Annotated in this window: 19 protein-coding genes and 2 pseudogenes; 15 read left to right on the top strand and 6 right to left on the bottom strand. The window is 74.1% G+C overall.

Going from position 1 to position 25,725, the window contains the following annotated elements; genetic code table 11:
- Positions 1 to 15 precede the first annotated feature (15 nt).
- Positions 16 to 1,782 (top strand): HSP90 family protein, encoded by a 1,767-nt coding sequence (locus AB0L25_RS05940; RefSeq protein WP_500169083.1) that lies wholly within the window; start codon positions 16 to 18, stop codon positions 1,780 to 1,782.
- Positions 1,779 to 4,538 (top strand): hypothetical protein, encoded by a 2,760-nt coding sequence (locus tag AB0L25_RS05935; protein WP_500169081.1) that lies wholly within the window; start codon positions 1,779 to 1,781, stop codon positions 4,536 to 4,538. Before AB0L25_RS05940 ends, AB0L25_RS05935 begins: the two co-directional genes overlap by 4 nt.
- A gap of 114 nt (positions 4,539 to 4,652) precedes the next feature.
- Here AB0L25_RS05935 and galK read toward each other — a convergent pair whose 3' ends face one another.
- Together galK and galE are read right to left on the bottom strand one after the other, a co-directional pair.
- Positions 4,653 to 5,822: a galactokinase gene (gene galK, locus AB0L25_RS05930; protein WP_500169080.1), complete on the bottom strand. Its 1,170-nt coding sequence runs from the start codon at positions 5,820 to 5,822 to the stop codon at positions 4,653 to 4,655.
- Entirely contained in the window at positions 5,819 to 6,775 is a 957-nt protein-coding gene (galE, locus tag AB0L25_RS05925) for a UDP-glucose 4-epimerase GalE (protein WP_500169079.1), read from the bottom strand. Before galE ends, galK begins: the two co-directional genes overlap by 4 nt.
- A gap of 200 nt (positions 6,776 to 6,975) precedes the next feature.
- On the opposite strand from galE, the gene trpS reads away from it, so the two are divergent.
- The 3 genes and pseudogenes from trpS to AB0L25_RS05910 form a co-directional block, all read left to right on the top strand.
- Positions 6,976 to 8,040, top strand: a complete 1,065-nt coding sequence (trpS, locus tag AB0L25_RS05920) for a tryptophan--tRNA ligase (protein ID WP_500169245.1) — start codon at positions 6,976 to 6,978, stop codon at positions 8,038 to 8,040.
- Entirely contained in the window at positions 8,030 to 8,713 is a 684-nt protein-coding gene (locus tag AB0L25_RS05915; protein ID WP_500169077.1) for a 2'-5' RNA ligase family protein, read from the top strand. Before trpS ends, AB0L25_RS05915 begins: the two co-directional genes overlap by 11 nt.
- Before the next feature lie 82 nt (positions 8,714 to 8,795).
- A pseudogene (locus tag AB0L25_RS05910) lies at positions 8,796 to 9,704 on the top strand (YihY/virulence factor BrkB family protein); the annotation flags it as partial.
- A gap of 134 nt (positions 9,705 to 9,838) precedes the next feature.
- On the opposite strand, the gene AB0L25_RS05905 reads toward AB0L25_RS05910, so the two are convergent.
- Positions 9,839 to 11,215, bottom strand: a complete 1,377-nt coding sequence (locus tag AB0L25_RS05905; RefSeq protein WP_500169076.1) for a D-alanyl-D-alanine carboxypeptidase family protein — start codon at positions 11,213 to 11,215, stop codon at positions 9,839 to 9,841.
- A 467-nt stretch (positions 11,216 to 11,682) separates the two neighbouring features.
- Between AB0L25_RS05905 and AB0L25_RS05900 the strand changes: the two genes are divergently transcribed.
- The 9 genes and pseudogenes from AB0L25_RS05900 (at position 11,683) to AB0L25_RS05860 (ending at position 22,780) form a co-directional block, all read left to right on the top strand.
- Positions 11,683 to 12,849 (top strand): glutamate--cysteine ligase, encoded by a 1,167-nt coding sequence (locus AB0L25_RS05900; RefSeq protein ID WP_500169074.1) that lies wholly within the window; start codon positions 11,683 to 11,685, stop codon positions 12,847 to 12,849.
- Positions 12,850 to 13,339: 490 nt separating this feature from the next.
- A pseudogene (locus AB0L25_RS05895) lies at positions 13,340 to 14,572 on the top strand (M20 family metallopeptidase); the annotation flags it as partial.
- A gap of 193 nt (positions 14,573 to 14,765) precedes the next feature.
- The gene (locus AB0L25_RS05890) at positions 14,766 to 15,818 is read left to right on the top strand and encodes a BMP family lipoprotein (protein WP_500169072.1); all 1,053 of its coding nucleotides are present in this window, start codon (positions 14,766 to 14,768) and stop codon (positions 15,816 to 15,818) included.
- 109 nt (positions 15,819 to 15,927) lie between these two features.
- Positions 15,928 to 17,454: an ABC transporter ATP-binding protein gene (locus tag AB0L25_RS05885; RefSeq protein WP_500169070.1), complete on the top strand. Its 1,527-nt coding sequence runs from the start codon at positions 15,928 to 15,930 to the stop codon at positions 17,452 to 17,454.
- Positions 17,451 to 18,812, top strand: coding sequence for an ABC transporter permease (locus AB0L25_RS05880; protein ID WP_500169068.1), 1,362 nt, complete (start codon positions 17,451 to 17,453; stop codon positions 18,810 to 18,812). The genes AB0L25_RS05885 and AB0L25_RS05880 overlap by 4 nt, the downstream gene beginning before the upstream one ends.
- Entirely contained in the window at positions 18,809 to 20,161 is a 1,353-nt protein-coding gene (locus tag AB0L25_RS05875) for an ABC transporter permease (protein WP_500169066.1), read from the top strand. Before AB0L25_RS05880 ends, AB0L25_RS05875 begins: the two co-directional genes overlap by 4 nt.
- A gap of 5 nt (positions 20,162 to 20,166) precedes the next feature.
- On the top strand, positions 20,167 to 20,568 hold the full coding sequence (locus AB0L25_RS05870) for a cytidine deaminase (protein WP_500169065.1): 402 nt from the start codon (positions 20,167 to 20,169) through the stop codon (positions 20,566 to 20,568).
- A gap of 22 nt (positions 20,569 to 20,590) precedes the next feature.
- Positions 20,591 to 21,865 carry a thymidine phosphorylase gene (locus AB0L25_RS05865; RefSeq protein ID WP_500169063.1) on the top strand — a complete coding sequence of 425 codons (1,275 nt, stop codon included), beginning with the start codon at positions 20,591 to 20,593 and terminating at the stop codon, positions 21,863 to 21,865.
- A gap of 36 nt (positions 21,866 to 21,901) precedes the next feature.
- Positions 21,902 to 22,780 carry a DMT family transporter gene (locus AB0L25_RS05860; protein WP_500169062.1) on the top strand — a complete coding sequence of 293 codons (879 nt, stop codon included), beginning with the start codon at positions 21,902 to 21,904 and terminating at the stop codon, positions 22,778 to 22,780.
- Here the strand turns inward: AB0L25_RS05860 and AB0L25_RS05855 are convergent.
- Together AB0L25_RS05855 and AB0L25_RS05850 are read right to left on the bottom strand one after the other, a co-directional pair.
- Positions 22,753 to 23,988 carry a glycosyltransferase gene (locus tag AB0L25_RS05855; protein ID WP_500169060.1) on the bottom strand — a complete coding sequence of 412 codons (1,236 nt, stop codon included), beginning with the start codon at positions 23,986 to 23,988 and terminating at the stop codon, positions 22,753 to 22,755. The genes AB0L25_RS05860 and AB0L25_RS05855 overlap by 28 nt on opposite strands.
- On the bottom strand, positions 23,985 to 24,848 hold the full coding sequence (locus AB0L25_RS05850) for a DMT family transporter (protein WP_500169059.1): 864 nt from the start codon (positions 24,846 to 24,848) through the stop codon (positions 23,985 to 23,987). The genes AB0L25_RS05855 and AB0L25_RS05850 overlap by 4 nt, the downstream gene beginning before the upstream one ends.
- 93 nt (positions 24,849 to 24,941) lie before the next feature.
- On the opposite strand from AB0L25_RS05850, the gene AB0L25_RS05845 reads away from it, so the two are divergent.
- Entirely contained in the window at positions 24,942 to 25,550 is a 609-nt protein-coding gene (locus AB0L25_RS05845; RefSeq protein ID WP_500169057.1) for a class I SAM-dependent methyltransferase, read from the top strand.
- Between the two features lies 1 nt (position 25,551).
- Here AB0L25_RS05845 and AB0L25_RS05840 read toward each other — a convergent pair whose 3' ends face one another.
- Positions 25,552 to 25,674, bottom strand: coding sequence for a hypothetical protein (locus AB0L25_RS05840; protein ID WP_500169055.1), 123 nt, complete (start codon positions 25,672 to 25,674; stop codon positions 25,552 to 25,554).
- Positions 25,675 to 25,725: the final 51 nt, after the last annotated feature.

The following is a 25,725-nucleotide window of genomic DNA, read 5'->3' as shown; positions in this document are numbered from 1 at the left end:
TCGGGGAGGTACCGGGTGGCGGATCAGGCTTTCCAGGTGGATCTGCGCGGCGTGGTGGATCTGCTGAGCCGCCATCTGTATGCGAGTCCGCGGGTGTATCTGCGGGAGCTGCTGCAGAACGCGGTGGACGCGATCACGGCGCGCGGCGACGGCGGCGGCCGGGTGCGGGTGGAGACCGGCGGCGGGGCGCTGCGGGTGCACGACGACGGGGTCGGGCTGACGGCGGACGAGGTGCACACGCTGCTGGCCACCATCGGACGGTCGTCGAAGCGGGACGAGCTGGGGTTCGCGCGGCACGACTTCCTGGGGCAGTTCGGGATCGGGCTGCTGTCGGCGTTCCTCGTCGCGGACGAGATCGAGGTGGTGACGCGGTCGGCGCGCGGTGGCGGGGCGGTCCGGTGGACGGGCCGGTCGGAGGGCAGCTACCGGGTGGAGCCGGGCGAGCGGGACGAGCCGGGCACGACGGTGACGCTGCGGGCGCGTCCGGGCGCGGGGGAGCTGCTGAGCGCGCCGGTGGTGGCGGAGCTGGCGCGGACGTACGGGTCGCTGCTGCCGGTGGAGCTGACCGTGGACGGCGTCGCGGTGACGGAGGAGCCGCCGTGGCGGGCGGCGCATCCGGATCCGGCGGCGCGGCGGCGGGCGCTGGAGGCGTACTGCGAGGAGCTGTACGGGTTCACGCCGTTCGACGTGGTGGACGTGAGCGTGGCGGAGGCGGGCCTGACGGGCGTGGCGTTCGTGCTGCCGCAGCCGGTGGCGCCGACGGCGCGGTCGGCGCACCGCGTGTACCTGAAGCGGATGCTGCTGGCGGAGGGCGTGGAGGGGCTGCTGCCGGAGTGGGCGTTCTTCGCGCGCTGCGTGGTGGACGCGGGGGAGCTGCGGCCGACGGCGAGCCGTGAGGCGCTGTACGACGACGAGCTGCTGGACGCGACGCGGCACGCGCTGGGGGAGTCGCTGCGGCAGTGGCTCGTGACGCTGTCGGAGACGGATCCGCCGAGGCTGCGGGGGTTCCTGCGGCTGCATCATCTCGGTGTGAAGGCGATGGCGCTGCACGACGACGACATGCTGCGGATCGTCGACCGGTGGCTGGAGTACGAGACGTCGGCGGGGCCGATGACGCTGTCGGAGTTCCGGCGGCGGCATCCGGACGGGCGGTTCACCACGAGCGTGGACGAGTTCCGGCGGCTGTCGGCGGTCGCGGGCGCGCAGGGCGTGGGGCTCGTGAACGCCGGTTACGTGCACGACGCGGAGATCGTGGAGCGGCTTCCGGCGATCGATCCGGACATCGCGATGGCGCGGCTGGACGCGGCGGAGCTGGCGACGACGTTCGGGGTGCTGGATCCGGCGGCGGAGCTGGCGCTGCGGCCGTTCCTGGCGGCGGCGCGGCGGGCGGTGGAGAAGCTCGGGTGCGAGGTGGTGGTCCGCGACTTCGATCCGGCGTCGCTGCCCGCGCTGTTCCTGTCGTCGCGCGACGCGCGGTTCCGGGAGGAGCTGACGCGGGCGCAGGAGGAGTCGGGCGAGCTGTGGGCGGACGTCCTCGGCGCGATCGGCGGCACGGTCGGGATCGAGCGCCCGCAGCTGGTGCTGAACCATCGGAACCCGCTGACCCGGCGGATCACCGCGCTGGGTGACGGGGGCCCGGTCGACGTCGCCGTCCAGGCGCTGTACGGGCAGGCGCTGCTGCTCGGCCACCATCCGCTGCGGCCGATCGACACGGCCGCGCTGAACCGTTCGTTCATCGGCCTGCTGGAGTGGGCCGTCCACACCCCGGAGGGGGACCAGTGAGCGTTGAGGACGTCTACGAGCTGATGCGGCGGGCGGAGGAGCTGCCCTACGGGGAGGCGAAGACCGTCCTGGTGGAGGACGCGCTGCGCCGCGCGGACGCGGCGGGCGACGAGGAGCTGGCGTTCCGGGTGCGGATCGCGCTGACGAACGCGTACCACTACGGGGCGGAGCCGGCGAAGGCGTTCGCGACGTTCAGCCGGACCCTCGCCGACCACGACCGCGACCCGGGCCGGTTCGGGGAGACGCATTCGCTGCTGTGGCAGATGAAGGCGGTGGTGAACGCGCTGACGAAGTTTCCCGAGATTCCGCTGGACCGGACGTACGCGGTGCTGGACGACATGGAGCGCCGGTACCGCGCGGGCGGGCACAGCCTTCAGGCGGTCTACCACTACCGGTGCGCGGTGGCGCGGCACGTGGGGGACGCGGCGGCGCTCGACTGGTTCGCGAAGTGGCGGGCGGCGGAGCGCGACGAGCTGTCGGACTGCGCGGGCTGCGACCCGACCGGGATGATGTACCAGCTGATCGACGCGGGGCGGTACGACGAGGCGCTGGAGGTGGCGGCGCCGGTGCTGGGCGCCGAGCTGACGTGCACGGAGCAGCCGCAGGGCGTCCAGACGGCGCTCATGCAGGTGTACCTGCGGACGGGGCGGTACGCGGAGGCGGCGGACATGCACCGCCGCGCGTACCGGGTGAACCGGACGCAGCTCGCGGATCTCGCGGACATCGGTGAGCATCTGGAGTTCTGCGGGCTGACCGGGAACGGGGCGCGCGGGCTGGAGATCCTGGAGCGGCACCTCGGCTGGCTGGACCGGGCGCCGAACCCGCACGCGGCGATGCGGTTCGCGGCGGCGGGGGCGCTGGTGCTGGGCCGCGCGGCGGCGGCCGGGCACGGGGCGGCGACGCTGCGGCGGCCCGCGGCGGGCGACCGCGCGGCGGCGGACGTCACGGTGGACGGGCTGCGCGCGGAGCTGGCGGCGTTCGCGACGGAGCTGGCGGCCCGGTTCGACGCGCGCAACGGCACGTCCCGGCAGGGCGACAAGGTGCGGGCGATCATCGAGGCGGAGCCGGTCGCGGAGTACGTGCCGCTGGCCGCGCACCACCGCCGTCCGGCCGCCGCGCCCGCCCCGGCGGCCCCGGCCCCGGACGGGACGGCCGACGGCGTCGCGGACGTCGCGGCGATCGACGATCTCGACGAGCTGCTCGACATCACCGACCGGCGCCGCAGCGTCCGCGACATGGAGCGGACGGTCGCGGCGTGGCGGCGGTTCGACGCCGTGGCGGAAAAGGTGGAGCCGACGCCGCTGCAGGCGGCCCGCAGGCTGGACGGGCGCGGCGTGGAGCGGGCCGTCGCGGGCGACGGGGCGGGCGCGATCGCGGCCTGGCGGGAGGCGGCCCGCCGGTTCGCCGACCTGGACGAGCAGGACCGGCGGCACCGCACGCTCAGCCGGCTGGGGGAGATGCGCGTCGACACCGGCGACCCGGACGGCATGGCGGACCTGACGGCCGCCGTCGACCACTTCACCGCGCACCCGGCCGAGGACGGGTACCTCGTGTCGGCGCTGCTGCGGCTCGCGGGCGGCCACCTCGAACTGGACCGGCCCGCCGACGCGCTCGCCGTCCTCGACCGGATCGCCCCCGGGGACGACCCCTACCGCGCCCCGGACGCCGACTTCCTGCGGGCCCGCGCGCTGGTGCTCACCGGCGACGTCGGGGAGGGGACGGCGGCGCTGCGGCGCAGCCTCGACGCTGCCCGCGCGCAGGACGAGCCGCAGAAGGTCGCGGCGGCGGCGCTGATGCTGGCGCAGATCCTGGGGCGGATCGCCGAGGACCAGGACGCGGTATCGCCGGAGGAGATCATCGCGCTGCTCGACGAGGTCCTCGCGGTGCCGACGGTGGCGGGGCCGATGCGGGCGGCGGCGCACGGGGAGCGAGGCCGGGCGCTGCTGTCCGCCGACCGTCCCGCCGACGCGGTCGCCGACCTGGTGGAGGGCGTCGCGGCGTGGACCGCCGAGGGCCTGCACGAGGCGGCCGTCCACCTGCGGGTCGACCTCGCCGCCGCGTACATGGGCGCCGGGCGGCACCTGGAGGCGGCCGAGGTCGCGGAGGAGGCCCTGCCCGGGGTGGCCGGGGAGGACGGCGACCCGATCGGCGAGCGGCGCTGCCGGCTGATCATCGCGCACGCGCAGAAGGAGCTCGGGGAGCCGGGCGCGGCGGACGCGTTCGTCGCGATGGCGGGGCTCGCCGCGCAGGACGGGAACGAGGAGGCGCGGGGGCATTTCCTCGACGAGTCCGCCGAGGTCCTGACGAACCTGGACCGGGACGCGCTCGCCGCGGAGCGGTTCGCGGAGGCCGCCGAGGCGTACGGCCGGGCCGGGAACCCCTACGGCCGGGTGAACGCGCTGCGCCGCGCCGCGATGTGCCGGCTGTGGAGCGGCGACGCCGACGCGGCCGGGTCCGGCATCGAGGACGCCCGCGCCGCGCTCGCCGACCTGCCCGCGGAGGACGAACCGGCGCGGATCTGGCACACGGCGCTGATCTCGTTCGACGCGGCGCGGATCCTCGCGCAGACCGGGCTGTTCCCGGCCGCCGTCGAGCAGGCCACCGCCGCCGCGGAAGGCTTCCGCTCCCTGAACGAGGACGACGCGGCCCAGCAGGCCGAGGACCTCCTCGCGAAGATCAGGTACACGTCGATCGGCGACGAGGACGACGACCCGCGGGCCGGCGACCACCCCAACGACGGCTCCACCCCCGCCTGACCCGCCCGCGGCCGCCCGGCGACTCCGTCCGGGCGGCCGCACCCGACGACGGCGACCCGGCCGTCCGACCGGCACCGGCCGCCGGTTGCAACGGCTCGCAGGCACCCGTCTTGGTCAGGCGGCGCGGTGGGCGCCTTCGGACGGGACGGCGTCCAGGAAGGCGGGCGCCGTCCAGCCGCGCCCGTCGTAGGCGGCGGTGATCGCGTCGCGGACCCGGTCGGCGCGGTCGGTCGCGGTGAGGACGATCACCGAGCCGCCGAACCCGCCGCCGATCATCCGGCCGCCGCGGGCGCCCGCGCGCAGCGCCGCGTCCACGGCGGCGTCGGCCTGCGGCCAGGAGATCTCGAACTGGTCCCGCAGCGACAGGTGCGAGGCGTTCAGCATCGCGCCCAGCTCGGCGACGGCCCCGGCGCGCAGCAGCCCGGCGGCGGCCTCCACCCGGTGGTTCTCGGTGACGACGTGCTGGACGCGGCGGCGCAGCACCGGGTCGCGCAGCGATCCGAGCGCGCCCGCGAGGTCCTTGACGTCGCGCAGCGCGGGGACGCCGAGCAGCGCCGCGGCCTCCTCGCATTCCGCGCGCCGCCGACCGTAGTCGCCGCCGCCGACCGAGTGGCTCGCACGGGTGTCGACGACCAGCAGCGTCAGCCCCGCGTCGCCCGGCGCGAACGGCACCTGCCCGGACAGGCCGCTGCGGCAGTCCAGCAGCAGCGCGTTCCCGGGCGTGCACAGCAGCGACGCCGACTGGTCCATGATCCCGCAGGGGGCGCCGACCTGCTCGTTCTCCGCGCGCTGCGCCAGCGCCGCCAGCTCCCGGCGGTCCGGCTCGACGCCGTGCAGATCGCACAGGGCGAGGGCGGTCGCGCACTCCAGCGCGGCGGACGACGACAGCCCCGCGCCCGCCGGCAGGTCGGCGTCGATCAGCAGCGAGGCGCCGCCCGTCCCGAGGGCGCCGTGCAGCACCCGCGCGACGCCGACCGGGTACGCGGCCCACGCCCGCTCCGGCGGCCAGCCCTCGGCGACGACGGGGCCGCCCGCGACGGGCGCGGTCACCGGCTCGGCGGACGCCCGCAGGGAGCGGGCCTCGACGATCCCGTCGTCCCGCCGCGCCGCCGCGACCGTGACGCCCTGCGCGAGGGCGAACGGCAGCACCAGGCCGTCGTTGTAGTCGGTGTGCTCCCCGATCAGGTTGACCCGGCCGGGAGCCCGCCAGACGCCGTCCGGCGCCCGCCCGTACGCGTTCTCGAACGCGGCCGCGAGCGGGGCGGCCGCCGGGGCGGCGGTCACCGGGACCGGATGAAGGTCCAGGCGTCGCCGACCATGGCGCGCAGGTCGTGCTCCGGCTTCCAGCCCAGCTCGCTCCGGATCCGGTCGGACGACGCGACGAGCACGGCCGGGTCGCCCGCGCGGCGCGGCGCGACCTCGGCGGGGATGTCGCGGCCGGTCACCTCGCGGCAGACGTCCACGACCTCCTTCACCGAGTAGCCCGTCCCGCTGCCCAGGTTGTAGATCTTGTGGGTGCCGGGCTCGCAGTCCTCCAGGGCCAGCAGGTGCGCCCGTCCGAGGTCCTCGACGTGGATGTAGTCGCGGATGCAGGTGCCGTCGGGCGTCGGGTAGTCGTCGCCGAACAGCTTCACCGGCGCGCCGTCCTCGCCGCCCGCGGCCTTCAGCACGTTCGGGATCAGGTGGGTCTCGACGGTGTGCCGCTCCCCGAGCGTCCCGTAGGCCCCGGCGACGTTGAAGTAGCGCAGGGAGACGCCGCCGAGCCCGTGCAGCCGCGCGTACTCGGCGAGCGCCGTGTCGATCGCGAGCTTGGACGCGCCGTACGGGTTCGTCGGGCGGGTCGGGTCGGTCTCCAGGATCGGCGTGGACTCGGGCTCCCCGTACGTCGCGGCCGTCGACGAGAACACGATCCGCGGGACGCCCGTGACGCGCATCGCGTCCAGCAGGGCGAGGGACTCGCCGAGGTTCTTGTCCCAGTACAGGCCGGGGTTCTGCACCGACTCGCCGACCAGCGACTTCGCGGCGAAGTGCAGCACGGCGTCGAAACCGGCGCCGCCGAGCACGTCGGCGGCCCGCTCCCGCAGGGTGCCGCGCACCAGCCGGGCGCCCGCCGGGACGGCGTCCTCGTGGCCGGTGGACAGGTCGTCGAGCACGACGACCTCATGCTGCGCCTCCAGCAGCAGGGCGGAGACGACGCTGCCGATGTAGCCGGCGCCTCCGGTGACGAGCAGCTTCACGAACGGCCTCCTCGAGGTGACGGTGGGGCGACGCTGCGGGGGGTGCCGTCCAGGCTATCCGCAACCCGAAGCGGGCACCGTCCGGTCCGCGGAACGCCGAATATGATGGGCGGGACGCGCGGGGCGACGTCCCGCGGGCGGTCAGCGGCGCCGCCGGACGCGGCGCCTCCGCAGACACCTGAGAGAATCGGTCCGTGCACATGCCCGAAGCGTTCGACCCCACCACCGCCCCCGCCGCGGCGCCGCGCGTCCTGTCGGGGATCCAGCCCACCGCCGACTCGTTCCACCTCGGCAACTACCTGGGCGCGCTGCGGCAGTGGGTCTCGCTGCAGGACACGCACGAGGCGTTCTACTGCGTCGTCGACCTCCACGCGATCACCGTCGAGCACGACCCGGACGTCCTGCGCCGCCGCAGCAAGGTCGCCGCCGCGCAGCTCTTCGCGATGGGCGTCGATCCGGAGCGCGCCACCGTCTTCGTGCAGAGCCAGGTGCCCGAGCACGCCGAGCTGGCGTGGGTGCTGGGCTGCCTCACCGGGTTCGGCGAGGCCGGGCGGATGACCCAGTTCAAGGACAAGTCCGCCAAGCAGGGCCAGACGAACACGACCGTGGGCCTGTTCACGTACCCGATCCTGCAGGCCGCCGACATCCTGCTGTACTCGCCGGAGCCCGGGGACGGCGAGCGCGTCCTGCGGGTGCCCGTCGGCGAGGACCAGCGGCAGCACCTGGAGCTGACCCGCACCCTCGCGAACCGCTTCAACCACCGCTTCGGCGACACGTTCGTCCCGCCGGAGGCGTTCATCCCCGAGGGCGCCGCGAAGATCACCGACCTGCAGGAGCCGACCGCCAAGATGAGCAAGTCGGCGTCGTCCCCGCAGGGGATCATCGACGTGCTCGAGGAGCCCGGCCCGATGCGCAAGAAGATCATGCGCGCGGTCACCGACACCGGCACCGACGTGCTCTACGACGAGGAGAACAAGGCGGGCGTCACGAACCTGCTGCGGATCTTCTCCGCGCTGGAGGGCACCCCGATCCCCGACCTGGAGAAGCGGTACGCCGACTCCGGGTACGGCCAGTTCAAGAAGGACCTCGCGCAGGTCGTCCTCGACACCTTCACCCCCATCCGGGAGCGCACGCGGGAGCTGCTGGCCGACGAGGCCGAACTCGACCGGCTCCTCGCGCTCGGCGCCGAACGCGCCGGCAAGGTCGCCGCACGGACGATGGACACCGTGCGCGAACGCGTGGGATTCGTGGGACGTGGCCGCTGACCGGCCCCGGCCGCCCGGCGCCGGCGACGCCGGTTCCGGGGGACGCGCCACCGAGCGGCCGGTCGCGGACCGGCCGATCGCCGACACCTTCGTGGGCGGCATGGCGGCGGTCCCGCCCCATCCGGACGCCCGCACCATCGGTGTCGCCGTCCCCATCCCCGAGCCGTTCGGGTCCTGGCTGCAGGCGCGGCGCGCGTCCTACGGCGACCCGCTCGCCGGCGCCATCCCCACCCACATCACGCTGCTGCCGCCGACGGAGGTGGACGCGGCCGCGCTCGGCGTGATCGACCGCCACCTGCGCGCGGTCGCCCGCGACGAGCGCCCGTTCGTGATCCGGCTGCGCGGCAGCGGAACGTTCCGCCCCGTTTCCCCGGTGGTGTTCGTGGCGGTCGCCGAAGGGATCAGCGGCTGCGAACGCCTGCAGGCGCGGGTTTCGTCGGGCCCCCTCGAACGTCCGCTCGCGTTCCCGTACCACCCGCATGTGACGATCGCGCACCACCTGCCCGACGACGTCATGGACCGCGCGTTCAAGGACCTCGCCGACTTCCGCGCCGACTTCGACGTCTGGGGCTTCGCCCTCTACGAGCACGGGCGCGACGGCGTGTGGCGCCCGCAGCGCGACTACCTCTTCGGCGACGCCGCCATCGGCCGCGAAGGCCCCGACGCCCCCTGACGTCCCGGCCCGTGACGCAACGGCGGGGAACCCGGCGGTGCCGCGCCGCTTTCGAGTGTGCACGGCCGGGTACGTTGCGCATATGCGGCAGGTGATCAACGGGGTGCAAAGGCGCGGCGAGGCCCTCCTTAACGACGGTAAAGACCTGTTGCGCCGCCAGCGCGCGCGCCGGCCGTGGCTCGACCATCAGGTCCGCGCGTTCGAGCGGTACCAGGAGCGGCGCGGCAACCGCCTGGCCGCCGCCCTCACCTGCTACGGCTTCCTGTCCTTCTTCCCGCTGCTCGCGCTCGCGTACGCGCTGCTCGGCTACCTGGTGGGCGTCAGCGACGAGGTGCGCGGCTACTTCGTCGAGGCGATCAACTCGCTGCTGCCCGGCCTGTCCGAGGAGCTTCGGGTGCAGCAGATCGCCGAGTCCAAGACGGCGGTCGGCGTCATCGGCATCGCGGGCCTGCTCGTCACCGGGCTCGGCTGGATCCAGACGCTCCGCGAGTCCCTGCGCGACATGTGGGGCAACGAGCCGGACGGCGGCGGCAACCCCGTCCTGCTGCGGCTGCGGGACATCGCCGTGCTCGCGCTGCTCGGCGTCGTCCTGATCTGCGGCATGGCGACCTCCACCGTGACGAGCGCCGCGACCGGGACGGTCCTCGGCTGGTTCGGCCTGGAGGACGTGCCCGGCGCCGGCACCGCCCTGCGGCTGCTCTCGCTGGCGATCGCGACGTCCTTCAACGCCGTGATCTTCCTGGTCCTGTTCACCCGGCTGACCGGCGCCCGCGCCCCGTGGCGCAGCATCGCGCGCGGCGCGGTGTTCGGCGCGATCGGCTTCGAGGTGCTCAAGCAGGTCGCGAGCCTGCTGATCAGCCGCACCACCGAGAACCCGGTCTACGCGTCGTTCGCCGTCCTCGTCGGGCTGATGGTGTGGATGAACGTCGCGTCCCGGTTCGTCCTGTTCGTGGCGGGCTGGACGGCCACCCGGCGCGTCGTCATCACCGCCGAGGCCGAAGCGGAGGCCTACGACGAGATCGAGGAGACCGAGCAGGACGAGCGGGACGAGCAGGACGAGCGGGACGGCCCCGAGCCCGGCGGCACCGGGCGCGGGGCGGGCGGCGGACGTCCCGGCGGCGCGGCCTACGAGAACGGGTCGTCGCGCCTGCGGCGGCGCAGCACCAGCACGAGCGTCCCGGCGGCGAGCACGGCGCCCGCCGCGCCGCCCGCGACGACGACCCAGGTCCGCGACGAGTCCTCGTCGGCCAGGGGCGCGTCCGGCAGGAGGCCGCCCGACTGATCGGCCTTCTTCTCGGCGCCCACGGGCTCGGCCAGCTTCCCGACCGGCTGCGCCTTGCCGTTCGCCGCGAAGCCCCAGTCGAGCAGCTGCGTGGCGAGTTCGGACGGCTGCACCTCGGCGCCCATCAGCGCGATGTAGATGGTGTGACCGTTCCGTTGCGCGGCCGCGACGTACGTCTGCTTCGCGGCGATCGTGTAGCCGTTCTTGCCGCCGAGCATCCCCGCGTACTCGTGCCGCTCGCCCGGCAGCAGCCGGTTGTGCGTGTGGATCGGGTAGCCGCCCTTCTTGCCCTGCTTGCGCTCCTTCTTCGTGGGCGGCGCCGGGAAGTCGTGGTCGATCTGGGAGATGTACTCGCGGAAGTCGGCGTTCTTCATGCCCTCCCGCAGGATCAGCACCAGGTCGTACGCCGAGGTGTGCTGCGTCCGGACGTCCAGGCCGAGGTCCTTGTCGAGCCCGTTCGTGGACCCGGCGACCGTGTCGAGCGCGTTGAGCTTGCGCGCGTAGGCGTTCATGTCGGCGAGGGTCTTCTTCACCCCGCCGTTGGCCTCGGCGAGCGCGACGGCCGAGTCGTTCGCCGACATCATCAGCAGCGAGTAGAAGAGGTCGGAGACCTTGTACTTCATCTTCGGGGTCAGGCCGACCTTGGTCCCCTCGACGTCGCACGCCGCCTGCGACGGGCGGACGAGCCGGTCGGCGTCCAGGCGGGGGATCAGCGCCGCGGCGGTCAGCACCTTCATCGTGCTCGCCGGCAGGTGGTGCCCGTGCGCGTCCTTGGCGGCCAGCACGTTCCCGGTGGTGCCGTCGGCGACCAGGTAGGACGCCGCCTCGATCTTCGGCAGCTCCGGCACCCCCGGCGCCTTATTGACGACGATGCCGTCGCTCGCGAGCTGCGGTCCGCCTACCGGGTCGCCGGGCGCGGCCGTCCGCTGCGCCGCCGGACGTCCGGGCTCGGCGCGCGCGGGGAGGGGCGGGGCGACGAGCGCGGCCACGGCGACCGGCACCGCGATCGCCGTCGCGGTGCGCCGCAGCCTGCGCCGCCGGCCGACCGGCCGGACGAGCCGGGCGGTGCGTTCCGGGCGCGGCGGACGTTCGGGACGGGGCGGGCCCTCCGGGCGCGGGGGACGCTCCGGGCTCGCGGGCCGGGTGGGACGCGCGGGCTGTCCCGGGCGCGGGGCCTCGCCCGCGCCACCGTCCTGTCGGTCCGATCGTCCTGAGTGCACGCTCGCGACGCTCCTCGCTTCCGCAGGAGCGCGATCGCCCCCAACGCCCATGACTCCCCCGCAGACTAGGCGACCTATCCGGCGAAGGGGTACCCGCACCGGAAAGCGGCAAGCCTGCAACACTTGGGACTGAAGGGACGAAGGGTGATTCTTGGTGCAGCAACGGCGACTAGAATCGGTTACAGGCCGTCACGAACCTGATTTTGGGACGGGCTGACTAGTCCGATCGTGGGGTTCCGTGGGCCGGAAGGATGACCGAAAAGGATGGCCCCGGCCCGTGCGGCGGTCGCCCGGAAGAGTCAATTGACAGGCAAAGGGCATGGAGTCCGGCGAGGCGACGGACACGGGCGCCATCATGGTGAGAACACGTGACCTGGACCGGCGTTTGTCCAGGCTTAGGGACCCGCTGGCTGAATTGCGCCACGTGCCACGCAACGACCTGCAACGATTGTGGACGGAGGTTGGCCGTGGCCATTGACTTCAACGCATCGAACGGGGCTACGCTCGGTATCGAGTGGGAGCTGCAACTCGTCGATGCGGAGACGAGGCACCTGCGGCAGGACGCACGCGGTGTGCTCGCCGCGCTGCCCGCGCTGAGCGAGGGCGGCGACAACCCCCGGATCCGGCACGAGCTGATGGAGTCCACGGTCGAGGTCGTGACCGATATCTGTCACACCGTGGGCGAGGCCAAGGCCGACCTGGCCGGCACCCTCACCGCGCTGCGGTCCGCGGCCGCCGACCGCGGCCTGGCACTGGCCTGCACCGGCACCCATCCCATCAGCGACTGGCGCGACGCGGTCATGGCCCCGATGCAGCGCTACGCCGACCTCGTCGAGGAGATGCAGTGGCTCGCCCGCCGCATCCAGACGTTCGGCGTGCACGTGCACGTCGGGATCTCCGACGCGGACAAGGCGATCCCCATCGTCAACGCGCTGTCGGCCTACCTTCCGCACTTCCTCGCGCTGACCGCGTCCAGCCCGTTCTGGAGCGGCGGAGACACCGGCCTGGCCTCGTGCCGTGCCGTCGTCTTCGGTCAGCTGCCGACGGCCGGTCCTCCCCACTTGCTTGACGACTGGGCGGCCTTCGAGGATTACATGGACACCCTGCTGCGTTCCGGAACCATCCGGAGCATCAAGGAGGTCTGGTGGGACGTCCGCCCGCACCCGGACTTCGGCACCGTCGAGATCCGGATGTTCGACGGCATCCCCACCCTGCGCGAGGTCGGCATGGCCGCGGCCCTGTGCCAGAGCCTGGTCACGCTGTTCGAACAGCAGCTCGACCGCGGCTACACGCTGCCGCGGCCGGCCGCCTGGGTGGTGCGCGACAACAAGTGGCGCGCCACCCGGTACGGGCTCGACGCCATCGTGATCACCGACGACCGCGGGCACACCGTCCCGCTGCGCGACGACCTGTACGAGCTGATCCGTGAGCTGGAGCCGGTCGCCGACCGGCTCGGCTGCGCGGAGGAGCTGAAGGTGGCCGGCGAGGTGCTCGACCACGGCGCCCCGTACGAGCGCCAGCGGGCCGTCCGCGCCGACGGCGGCTCGCTGGAGGACGTCGTGGACGTCGCGATCACCGAACTCGCCGAGGACCGGTTCGTCACGCTCGGGGAGGTCTCCCGTGCGGGGGCCTGACCGGGCGCCCGGCCCCGCCGAACCCGGCCCCGGGGACGGCCGGGGGAACGGACCGGGCGGCCCGGACGACTCTCCGGGCGGCGGCGGACTGAACGGGGCGGCGGGGATCGGCGAACACTCAGGTAAGGACCCGGACGGTGCGCGCAAGCGAGGGAAGGCCCGCGAGGCCCGCGCGGACCGCGAGAACCGTCCAGACGACATCGAGACCACCCGGCGGAGGCCCTTCGGCTCCGCCGTCGCGCAGGGGGCGCAGATGACCCACCCGGGACCCGGGGTGATGCCCGGCCTCGAACCACCGACCGCCGGCCCGGAGGGCCGCGACCGCCCGTCCGGGGCCGGCCGCGGACCCGGCGCCGGCCCCGCCCGCGACGCGGCCCGCGACGCCGCGCCCGGCACCGCCGGCGGCCCCGCGGCGCCCGCGACCGCGCCCTCCGCCGCCGGCCCCGCCCCCTCGGGCGCCGCCGGCGCGGGCGCCCCGGTCGTCCTCGGCGGCGCCGCCCTCCAGCCGCAGCTCGACGGGTTCCTCGACCGGCACGAGGGCGAGCTCGTCGCGTTCCGCCGCGACCTGCACATGCACCCGGAGCTGGGGTACAGCGAGCACCGCACCACCCGCAAGATCGTCGACCGGCTGCGCGCGGCCGGGCTGAAGCCGCAGGTCCTCCCGCGCGGCACCGGCCTGTTCTGCGACATCGGCCCCGCCGACGGCGGGACGGTCGCGCTGCGCGCCGACATCGACGCGCTGCCGCTGCAGGACGAGAAGGAGGACGTCCCGTACCGGTCGACGGTCCCGGGCGTCGCGCACGCCTGCGGCCACGACGTCCACACGACGATGCTGCTCGGCGCCGGGCTGTTCCTCGCGCAGCAGGCCGAGGCGGGGCTGCTGCCGGGCCGCGTCCGGCTGCTGTTCCAGCCCGCGGAGGAGGTGCCGGGCGGCGCGCTGGACGTGATGGCGGCGGGCGGCCTCGTCGGCGTCGACCGGGCGTTCGCGCTGCACTGCGACCCGCGCATCGAGGTCGGCCAGCTCGGGCTGCGCACCGGGCCGATCACCGCGGCCTGCGACAAGGTGTACGTGAAGGTCACCGGGCCCGGCGGGCACACCGCGCGCCCGCACCTGACCGCCGACCTCGTGTACGCCCTCGCCAAGATCGTCACCGAGCTGCCGTCGGCGCTGTCCCGCCGCGTCGACCCGCGCTCCAGCCTGTCGCTGGTGTGGGGCCGGGTGTCGGCCGGGTCGGTTGCGAACGCGATCCCCGACGACGGCGTCGCCGAGGGGACCGTCCGCTGCCTGGACGACCAGGCGTGGCACGCGGCGCCCGACATGATGAAGGCGCTGCTGCAGTCGGTCGCCTCCGCCTACGACGTCGAGGCGTCGCTGGAGTACGTCCGGGGCGTCCCCCCGACGGTGAACGAGGCGACGAGCGTCCAGATGTTCCGGGACGCCGCCGCGCAGGTGATGGACGAGGAGGGCGTCGTGCCCACCCCGCAGAGCCTCGGCGGCGAGGACTTCGGCTGGTACCTGGAGGCGGTGCCCGGCGCGCTCGCCCGGCTCGGCGTCCGCGCCCCCGGCTCGCCCGCCGAGTACGACCTGCACCGCGGCGACTTCGACGTGGACGAGCGCTGCGTCGCCGTCGGCGTCCGGGTGCTGAGCGCCACCGCGCTGACCGCGCTGTGGGAGGGCGGGCGGCCCGGCGACGGCGAGCCGATCGAGGGCGCCCTCGCCTGAGGGCGCGTCGGAGCGGCACTCCTTCCGGACACCGCGCCGCCGATGACCTGTGGCGACTTGTCTACGCGTTGGTAACGGAGCTGTTGCGAAACCGCGCACTCTGCCGGTTTTGCGCGATTTCCGAGGTAGCGTCCCATCGTTTTCGGCGGCCGGTCCGGTCGCCACCGTGGTGGGGATCGGAAGGAGCGCTACCTTGCGCCGTGGATTCAGAAGGACGCTCGTCGCCGTGACGAGCGCGGCGCTGATGCTCAGCGCGTCCGCGTGCGGCGGCAAGACGGCGGAGGACGGCGGCGGCGAGGGCGGCGACGGCGCCCTCAAGGTCGGGCTGGCCTTCGACATCGGCGGGCGTGGCGACCAGTCGTTCAACGACTCGGCCGCCGCGGGCCTCGACCGGGCCGCCAAGGAACTCAAGATCGAGACCGAGGAGATCTCGGCCAAGCCGGACGAGCCGGACTCCGACAAGGAGTCCCGCCTGCGGCTGCTCGCGAACCAGGGCTACAACCCGATCATCGGTGTCGGGTTCGCCTACACCGCGTCGGTGAACAAGGTCGCGAAGGAGTTCCCGGAGACGAAGTTCCTCGTCGTGGACGCCGACGGCTGCAAGGTCGAGGGCGCGAACGTCGGCGCGGCCTGCTTCGCCGAGGAGGAGGGCTCGTTCCTCGTCGGCGCCGCCGCCGCGCTCACCTCCGAGACCGGCAAGATCGGCTTCATCGGCGGCGTGAACGTCCCGCTCATCCAGCGCTTCGAGGCCGGGTACGAGGCCGGGGCGAAGGAAGTGAAGCCCGACACCGAGGTGCTGGCGAAGTACCTGACCCAGCCGCCGAACTTCAACGGCTTCAAGGACGTCAGCCTCGGCAACGAGGCCGCCAAGGGCATGCTCGACGACGACGCCGACGTCATCTACCACGCCGCGGGCGGCGCCGGGATCGGCGTCATCAAGACCGTCGGCGGCGCCAAGAAGTGGGCCATCGGCGTGGACGCCGACCAGTACAACCAGCCCGCGCTGGCCGGGGTCAAGGACCAGATCCTCACCTCCATGGTGAAGAAGGTCGACCTCGCCGTGTACGACTTCGTGAAGAGCGTCTCGGACGACACCTTCAAGGCGGGGCCGAAGGAGTACGACCTCGCCAACGACGGTGTCGGCTACGCCGCCTCCGGCGGCCACGTCGACGAGATCAAGGCGAAGCTCGAGGAGCTGAAGAAGGGCATCATCTCCGGCGAGATCAAGGTCCCGTCCGGCGCCTGATCCGCCCCGCGGACACCGGACGCCGCCCGTGCGGCGGCGTCCGGTGCCCCCCGTCACCCTGACCCAGGGTCGTCCTTCACCGAGCACGTTCGAGGCAGGAGAAGCGCCCGTGCCCGACCAGGTGCCGGCCGTGCGGCTGGCGTCGATCACCAAGCGGTTCCCCGGCGTGGTGGCCAACCGCGACGTCGACCTCACGATCGAGCGCGGCGAGGTGCACGCGCTGTGCGGCGAGAACGGCGCCGGCAAGTCGACCCTCATGAAGATCCTCTACGGCATGCAGCGGCCGGACGAGGGCACCATCGAGATCGACGGCGAGGCGGTGTCGCTGCGCGGCCCCGGTGACGCCATCGCCCGCGGCATCGGCATGGTGCACCAGCACTTCAAGCTGGCCGACAACCTCACCGTGCTGGAGAACGTCATCCTCGGCGCCGAACCGAAGCGGTTCGGCCGGATCGACTTCGCCGCCGCCCGCGCGAAGATCACCGAGATGTCGAAGACGTACGGCCTGCGCGTCGACCCGGACGTGCTGGTCGAGAAGCTCGGCGTCGGCGAGCGGCAGCGCGTCGAGATCCTCAAGGTGCTGTACCGGGGCGCGCGCGTGCTGATCCTGGACGAGCCGACCGCCGTGCTCGTCCCGCAGGAGGTCGACGAGCTGTTCGGCAACCTGCGGGAGCTGCGGGCCGAGGGCCTGACCGTGCTGTTCATCTCGCACAAGCTGGACGAGGTCCTGTCGGTGGCCGACACGATTTCGGTGATCCGGCGCGGCACCACGGTCGCCACCCGCCTCGACCCGCAGGAGGTCACGTCCCGCCGGCTCGCCGAGCTGATGGTGGGCTCGGAGCTGCCCACCCCGGAGCTCCGCGACTCCACCGCGACCGATCGGGTCCAGCTCGACGTCGGCGGGCTGACCGTGCTCACCCCCGAGGGGCGCCCGCTGGTGGACGGCGTCTCGCTGCGGATCCGCCGCGGCGAGATCGTCGGTCTCGCCGGGGTCGAGGGCAACGGGCAGACCGAACTGATCGAGGCGATCATGGGCATCCGCACCGTGGACGCCGGCACGATCCGCTTCGGCGACGACGACATCACCCACTGGCCGACGCGCCGCCGCCGCGAGGCCGGCATCGCCTACATCCCCGAGGACCGGCACCGGCACGGGCTGATCCTCGAGGGCACCCTGTGGGAGAACCGCGTCCTCGGCCACCAGACCCGGCCCCCGAACGTCCGCGGCCCGTGGATCGACCGGCGCGGCGCGCGCCGCGACACCACCCGCATCGTCCGCGACTACGACGTGCGCACCCCCGGCATCGAGGTGCCCGCCGCCGCGCTGTCCGGCGGCAACCAGCAGAAGCTCATCGTCGGCCGGGAGATGTCCGGCGAACCCCGCCTGCTGATCGCCGCCCACCCCACCCGCGGCATCGACGTCGGCGCCCAGGCCGCCATCTGGGACCACCTGCGGCGCGCCCGCGCCGCGGGCCTCGCCGTCCTGCTGATCAGCGCCGATCTAGAGGAACTCATCGGAATGTCCGACACCCTGCACGTGATCCTGCGGGGACGGCTGGTCGCGGAGGTCGACCCGCGCACCGTCACCCCCGAGGACCTCGGCTCCGCCATGACCGGCGCCGGAGCCTCCGCATGAGCGACCCCAAGGACCCCGAACACCCGGACCCGGAAGCCGCGGAGACCCCCGAAGCGGCGAAGAAGCCGGAAGCGGGCAAGAAGCCGGAAGCGGGCAAGGAGCCGGACACCGCCGAGAGCGCGTCGGACGCCGCCGGGAAGCCGGAGGCGGCGAAGGCCGGGCGGGACGAGCCGCCCGCGCCCGAGGCGCCCGAGGGCGTCCCGGCGTGGAAGGCGATCCTCCAGGGCAAGGGGCCGCGCGGCCTCGCCCTCAAGATCGGCGCGCCGGTCGTGGCGCTGCTGATCTCGCTCGTCATCACGATGATCCTGCTGCGGGTCACCGGCGCGGACCCGTTCTCGGCCGTGCAGAGCATGGTCGAGTACGGGACGACCGAGAACTCGATCGTCGACATCCTGAACCGGGCGACGCGCTACTACCTGTCGGCGGTCGCGGTCGCGATCGGGTTCCGGATGGGCCTGCTGAACATCGGCGTGGACGGCCAGTACCGGCTCGCCGCGTTCCTCGCCGCCGCGCTCGGCGGCGCGCTCGCCCTCCCGGCCCCCCTCGGCCAGTTCCTGGTGATCGTCGCGGCGATGGTCGTCGGCGGGGTGTGGGCCGCGATCGCGGGCGTCCTGAAGGTGACGCGCGGCGTCAGCGAGGTGCTCTCGACGATCATGCTGAACGCGATCGCGACCGGCCTGATCGCGTACCTGCTGCACAAGGACCGGCTCGCCGAGGTGAGCCCCGGCAGCAACAACATCGCGACGCCGCGGATCCCCGAGGACGGGCGGGTCGGCTCGCTGAACGGGTTCCTGGCGTCGATCGGCATCGACCTGCCCGGCCAGGTGTACGGGCTGCTGCCGCTCGCGATCGTCATCGGCGTCGTGTTCTGGATCCTCATCAACTTCACCCGGTTCGGGTTCGACCTGAAGGTGTCGGGGCTGTCGCCGTCGGCGGCGCAGGCCAGCGGCGTCAGCGCCCGCCGCATGATCGTCGTCACGATGATCATGTCGGGGGCGATCGCGGGCCTGATCGGGATGCCGGAGCTGCTCGGGAGCTCCTACGAGTACTCGCTGAACTTCCCGGCCGGGCTCGGCTTCACCGGCATCACGGTCGCGCTGCTCGGCCGCAACCATCCGTTCGGCATCGCGCTCGCGGCGCTGCTGTTCGCGTTCCTCGACCAGAGTTCGGACGTGCTGCAGGCGGTGGACGTGCCGAAGGAGATCGTCGGGGTGATGCAGGGCGTCGTCGTCCTGACCGTCGTGATCGTGTACGAGCTGATGCGGCGGTGGGAGATCCGGCTGCAGCAGCGGGCCGTGGCCGTCGAGCTGGCCACGGGCCACGACCTGGCGGCCGAGACCTCGGGGAGCGCGAAGTGACCGTCACGCAGGCCGACCGCGCCGCCGCCGCGAAGAACGGCGGCCGCCGCCTCCGCTGGCCGCACTACCTGCTGATCGCCGCCGGGCTGCTGATGCTGCTGTCGCTCGTCCGCACCCTGGACGGCGCGAACGACCTGACGTCCAGCGGGACGGTCGGGGCGGCGCTGCGGCTGGCCGTGCCGATCTTCCTCGCCGGGCTCGGCGGCCTGTGGTCGGAGCGCTCCGGCGTGATCAACATCGGGCTCGAGGGCATGATGATCCTCGGGACGTGGGCGGGCGCGTGGGCCGGGTACCAGTGGGGCCCGTGGGTCGGCGTCGCGGTCGGCATCCTCGGCGGCGCGCTCGGCGGGCTGCTGCACGCGATCGCGACCGTGACGTTCGGCGTCGACCACATCGTGTCCGGTGTCGCGATCAACATCCTGGGGCTCGGCCTCACGCAGTTCCTCGCGGGCATGCTGTTCGCGACGGAGGAGGCGAAGGCGCTCGGCGGCGGCGAGCGGCAGTCCCCGCCGGTCGACTCGATCTCGACGCTGACGGTGCCGGTCCTGTCCGGCGGCGAGGTGTTCGGGTGGAAGAGCCCGGACGTCCTCGGCTCCATCGAGAAGCACCACTGGTTCTTCGTGTCCGACCTCGCGGGCATCCTGCGCGGCGTGACGAGCGACGTGTCGGCGCTGACGGCGGTCGCGCTGCTGCTGATCCCGCTGTCGTTCTTCGTGCTGTGGCGGACGTCGTTCGGCCTGCGCGTCCGGTCCTGCGGCGAGGACCCGTACGCGGCCGAGTCGCTCGGCGTGTCGGTGTACCGGATGAAGTACGCGGCGGTGATCATCTCGGGCGGGCTGTCCGGGATGGCGGGGGCGTTCCTCGTCACGGTCGCCGCGAACTCCTACCAGGACGGCCAGACGAACGGGCGCGGCTTCATCGGCCTCGCCGCGATGATCTTCGGGAACTGGCGGCCGGGCGGGCTCACCGCGGGGTCGCTGCTGTTCGGCTACACCGACGCGATGAACGTGCGCGGCGGCGGCTCCTCGGTGCACGCGCTGCTGCTGTTCACCGCGATCCTGCTGGTCGGCGCCGCGGTCTGGCAGGCGGTGCGGGCCGGGCGGCTGCGCCCGGACGCCGCGACGGACGCCGCGCGCCGCGCCGTGCGCCGCGCGTACATCGCGTCCGGTGCGGCGCTCGTGTCGGCGATGGCGCTGCTCACGTGGTTCCTGCTGAGCGAGACCGTCCCGGGGGAGCTGGTGTCGTTCACCCCGCACCTGATCACGCTCCTGGTGCTGGCGCTGTTCAGCCAGCGGCTCCGGATGCCGGCGGCCAACGGGCTGCGGTTCCGCAAGGGCGAGGCAAGATAGCTTTCATGGAGATCGACTGGGCCGCCCTGCGCAGTGCCGCGCGGGAGGCGATGGGGCGCGCCTACTGCCCGTACTCCGGGTTCCCGGTGGGCGCCGCCGCGCTGGTGGACGACGGACGCGTGATCACCGGCTGCAACGTGGAGAACGCGTCGTACGGGGTCGGGCTGTGCGCGGAGTGCTCGCTCGTCTCGGCGCTGCACGGGCCGGGCAAGTCGGCGGCGCCGCGGCTGGTCGCGGTCGCCGTCGTCGACCGCAACGGCGACCCGCTGATGCCGTGCGGGCGCTGCCGCCAGCTCCTGTGGGAGCACGGCGGCCCGCCGCTGCTGCTGGAGACGGCCCGCGGCATCCTGCCCATGTCGGACGTCCTGCCCGACGCGTTCGGCCCCGACGACCTCATGACCCGCTGATCGTTCGACCAGAGAGGACCACGTGGACGCCATCGATGTCATCCGCGTCAAGCGGGACGGCGGCGAGCTGGCCCCGGACCAGATCGACTGGGCGGTCGACGCCTACACCCGCGGCGCGATCGCCGAGGAGCAGATGTCGGCCCTCGCGATGGCGATCCTGCTGAACGGCATGACGCGGGCGGAGGTGGCCCGCTGGACGGAGGCCATGATCGCCTCCGGGGAGCGGATGGACTGGTCGGCGCTGGACCGGCCCACCACCGACAAGCACTCCACCGGCGGCGTCGGCGACAAGATCACGCTGCCGCTGGCGCCGCTGGTCGCGGCGTGCGGCGCGGCCGTCCCGCAGCTGTCCGGGCGCGGGCTCGGGCACACCGGCGGCACCCTGGACAAGCTGGAGTCGATCCCCGGCTGGCGGGCGTCCCTCACGAACGCCGAGATGCTGGACGTCCTGCGCGAATCGGGCGCCGTGATCTGCGCGGCGGGCACCGGCCTCGCGCCCGCCGACCGGAAGCTGTACGCGCTGCGCGACGTCACCGGCACCGTCGAGTCGATCCCGCTGATCGCGTCGTCGATCATGTCGAAGAAGATCGCCGAGGGGACGGGCGCGCTGGTCCTGGACGTCAAGGTCGGTTCGGGCGCGTTCATGAAGACGCCCGAGTCGGCGCGGGAGCTCGCCGAGACGATGGTCGCGATCGGCTCCGACCACGGCGTCCGCACGGTCGCGCTGCTCACCGCGATGGACCGTCCGCTGGGCAACGCGGTCGGCAACGCGCTGGAGGTCGCCGAGTCGGTGGAGGTCCTCGCGGGCGGCGGGCCGTCCGACGTCGTGGAGCTGACCGTGGCGCTCGCCCGAGAGATGCTCGACGCCGCCGGGATCACCGGCAAGGACCCGGCCGACGCCCTCCGCGACGGCTCCGCGATGGACGTGTGGCGCCGCATGATCGCCGCGCAGGGCGGCGACCCCGACGCGCCGCTGCCCGCGGCGGCCGTCACGCACACGGTCACCGCGCCCGCGTCGGGCGTCCTGACCCGCCTAGACGCCTACGGCGTGGGCGTCGCGGCCTGGCGGCTCGGCGCCGGACGGGCCCGCAAGGAGGACCCGGTGTCGTTCGGCGCCGGGATCACCTGCCACGCCAAGCCGGGCGACACGGTCACCGAGGGGCGGCCGCTCCTCACCCTGCACACCGACGACGAGACGCGGATCGCGCGCGCCCTCGACGCGCTCGACGGCGCCTGGGAGATCGTGCCCGGCGGCGCCCCCGACCTGCACCCGCTCGTCCTCGGCAAGATCGGCTGACGGGTTGGGAACGGGCCCGGTGGGAACCGTTCCCCCGTGCCCGTAGCGATCCTCGCCGCCGTCCTGGCCGGCGCCTGCTTCGCCCTCGCCGGCGTCCTGCAGCAGCGCGCCGCCAGCGCGCGCCCGTCCCGCGAGGCCATGTCGGTGCGGCTCCTCGGCGGCCTCGCCCGGGACCGGACGTGGCTGTTCGGCATCGCGTTCGCCGTCGCCGCGTACGGGTTCCAGATGCTCGCGCTCGCGTTCGGCCCGCTGGCCCTCGTCCAGCCGCTGATCGTCACCGAGCTGGTCTTCGCGATCCCGCTGTCGGTGTGGCTCTACCACCTGCGGATGGGCGCCCGCGAATGGTACGGCGCGCTCGCCGTCGCCGGGGGGCTCGCGCTCGCGCTCATCGCCGCCGACCCGCGCGGCGGCGAGAAGCCCATTCCGCTGGAGGAGTGGCTGCTGACGCTCGCCGCCGTCCTCGCCGCCACCGCCGTCGCCCTCACCGCCGCCCGGTACGCGGGCGAGCTGCCCCGCGCGTCCCTCATCGCGCTCGCCGCGGGCCTCGTCATGGGCACCCAGTCGGTGCTGCTCGCCGCGACCGTCGGCAAGATCGAGACGGGCGTCGTCGCGCTGTTCACGTCCTGGCAGACCTACGTGCTGGTGATCGCCAGCATCGGCGGGCTGGTGCTGATCCAGAGCGCGTTCCAGGCCGGGCCGCTCGCCGCCACCATGCCGGTGATCGACTCCACCGAGCCCGCCGTCGCCGTCACCCTCGGCATCCTGCTGTTCGACGAGCGGATCCGCGTCGGGCTGCTGCCGTCCGGCGTGACCGTCCTCGGTCTGCTGATCCTGCTCACCGGCATCGCCGCGCTCGACACGTCCCCGCTGCTGCAGGCCCTGCACCGTCAGGAGATCGCGCGCCGCACCACCTGACGTCCCGCCGCCTCCTGCCACACCGGCAGCAGGTCCTCGGCGAGCACCCGGCCCCACGACCGGTGCCGCCGCCGCGACGTCGCGAGCGCCGCCCGGCCCAGCGCCGCCCGCCGGGCCGGGTCGGCGGCGAGCGCCGCGAGTTCGCGCGCCCAGCCCGCCGGGTCGTCGCGCCGCACAACGACGCCGTCCCGTCCGGGCGCCGCCAGCCACGTCGTCGTCAGCGCCACCTCGGGCAGCACCACCGGCAGCCCGCACGCCATCGCCTCCGCGACCACGTTGCCGATCGTCTCGCTGCGCGACGGGAACGCGAGCACGTCGCAGCCCGCGTACACCTCCGCGAGGTCGTCCTGCCCGAGCCTGCCGAGCAGCGTGACCCCGTCCCCGAGCAGCGCCGACAGCGGCCCGGCCGCCGCACCGGACCCGGCGACGACGAGCCGCACGTCCCGCCCGTCCGCGCGCAGCCGCCGCACCGCCTCGCCCGCCACCATCACCCGCTTGGACGCGTCGACCCGCCCCGCGAACAGGACGAGCGTCTCCGCGGCGCCGAGCGCGTGCCGTGCGGCGAGCCGCGCCCGCGCCGCCGGATCGGGCCGGAACCGGCCGAGGTCGACGCCCCGGCCGAGCAGCGACACCCGCCCCGGACCCACCACCGCCTCGACCTCGCCGCGCTCCGGCGGCGTCGCGACCAGCACCCGGTCGCACGCCCGCAGCAGCCGGTCCCGGCGCCGCCGGGCCAGCGCGGCGGCCGCCCCCGCGACCGCCTCCGGCACCCGCAGCTGCCGCAGGTACGCGGCCGTCAGCACCGGCACGTCGGTGTGGAGCGAGCACACCATCCCCGGCCGTTCGGGCAGCCGCCCCGCCAGCCGGACGGCCGTGCCCGCGAACGCGAACGCGTGCGTCAGATGCCAGACGTCGTGCTTGCGCAGCCGCACCGCCAGCCCCGGGTGGTACGGCGCCAGGTCCGTCGCGTCGACCCCGCCGAGCAGCCGCGCCAGCGGCCCGTCCCCCAGCACGGGACGCAGCGTGACGAACCGGACGGTGTCCGACAGCGGCTCGACCCCGTCCCGCTCGCCCAGCACGTACAGCGTGAGGTCGACGCCCGGATCGTCCCGCGCCGCCGCCTCCGCGAACCGCTCCCAGCACTTCACGTGGCCGCCCGCCCCGGCGTCCCGCTGCAGCTCCACCAGGACCGCGACGGACGTCCTCATGTCCCGCGCTCCAGCGTCCGCTCGTACGCGACCGCGGCCTTCGCGAGCACCCACACCCCGGCCGTCATGACCAGCAGCCCCGCCGCCTCGATCGCCAGCCACATCGGCGCCACCCGGACCGTGCCGCCCAGCACGCCCAGCCCGATCGCGATCCCGGCCAGCGGCTCCACCGCCGCCAGCGGCGGGTACGACGCCTCCAGCGGCTCCAGCTTGAACGCGCTCTGCAGCAGCAGCGTCCCCGTCACCGCCACCGCCGCCACCGCGTACGGCGACCAGTGCAGCAGCAGCGCGAGCAGCCCGTGGTCGAACAGCCGTCCCATCGCCGTGTCCGTCAGCGCCGACTGCAACCCGAACAGCATCCCCGCGCCGACGCCGAGCACCGGCGCCTCCTTCTCCGGCGCCAGCTGCCGCGCCAGCTTCACCAGCCCGCCCGTGATCAGCCCGACCAGCCCGGCGATCAGCAGCCAGATCCAGATCGGCGCGTCGGTCGCCTCGCCCTCCTCCGGACGGCCCGCCACCAGGAACGCCCCGAGCCCGCCGGAGATCGCGATCGCGCCGCCCCACTCCCGTCCGGTCAGCCGCCGCCGCTCCCACGTCGCGGCGATCGGCAGCGCGAACAGCAGCCGCGTCACCAGCAGCGGCTGCACCAGCGCCACCCCGCCCTTGCCGAGCGCCAGCGCGCTCAGGACGTTGCCGACCACGGCCGTCCCGACCCCCACCAGCCACAGCCGCTGCCGCACCAGGTACCACAGCAGCCGCCAGTGCAGCACCAGGCCCTCGGGCGCGCGCGAGGCCGCCCGCTGCTGGACGGCCGAACCCAGCCCGAACAGCGCGGCCGCCCCGAGAGCGAGCACGTACACCACGCATCGCCGCTACCCCGCCCGGCCGCTCGCACACCTCCGCGACCTGCGGCGACGCCCGTCCGCGCCCGCCGTGCCGTAGGGTCGACGCTCATGATCGACGAGACCCGCAGCGCCTACGACGCCGTCGTCCCCCTGTACGCCGAACTGGTCGGCGACGTGCGGACGCACCATCCCGTCGACCGGGCGCTCGTCGCCGCGTTCGCCGAGACCGTCGAGGGACCGGTGGCCGACGTCGGCTGCGGCCCCGGCCACTACACGGCGTACCTGCGCGACCTCGGCGCGGACGCCTTCGGCATCGACCTGTCGCCCGCGATGGTCGCGCACGCCCGCGCCGCCCACCCCGGCGTCCGCTTCGACGAGGGCACGATGACCGACCTGGACGTCCCGTCCGCGTCGGTCGGCGGCGTCCTGGCCTGGTACTCGATCATCCACGCGGACCCGGACGACGTCCCGGCGATCCTCGCGGAGTTCCACCGGGTGCTCGTCCCCGGCGGCCACGTCCTGCTCGGCTTCTTCGCGGGCGCCGACACCCCGACCCCGTTCGACCACAAGGTCGCGCGGGCCTACCGGTGGCCCGCCGACCACCTGGCCGCGCTGCTGCGCGACGCCGGGTTCGCGGAGACGGCCCGCGCGACGCGCCGTCCCGCCCCCGGGGAGCGCCCGTTCGACCTGGCCGGGATCCTCGCCCGCAAGACCTGACTCAGCCCCAGAACGGCGGGCCGCCCTGCGTCGACGCCCACACCCACACGTAGATGAGGAACGCGAACCCGAGCACTCCCACCAGCAGCGGCCAGCCGGGGCGGTGCACGCGATGCCTGGCCATGCTCACCACCTCCTTCGGGGGATGTCACCGCCCCCCGAAAGGGGCAACCCC

The organism is Spirillospora sp. NPDC052242, from assembly GCF_040679555.1.
GTDB lineage: Bacteria > Actinomycetota > Actinomycetes > Streptosporangiales > Streptosporangiaceae > Spirillospora.
The sequence above is the reverse complement of the archived record's forward strand: the minus strand, read 5'-3'. Positions and strand labels throughout refer to the sequence as shown.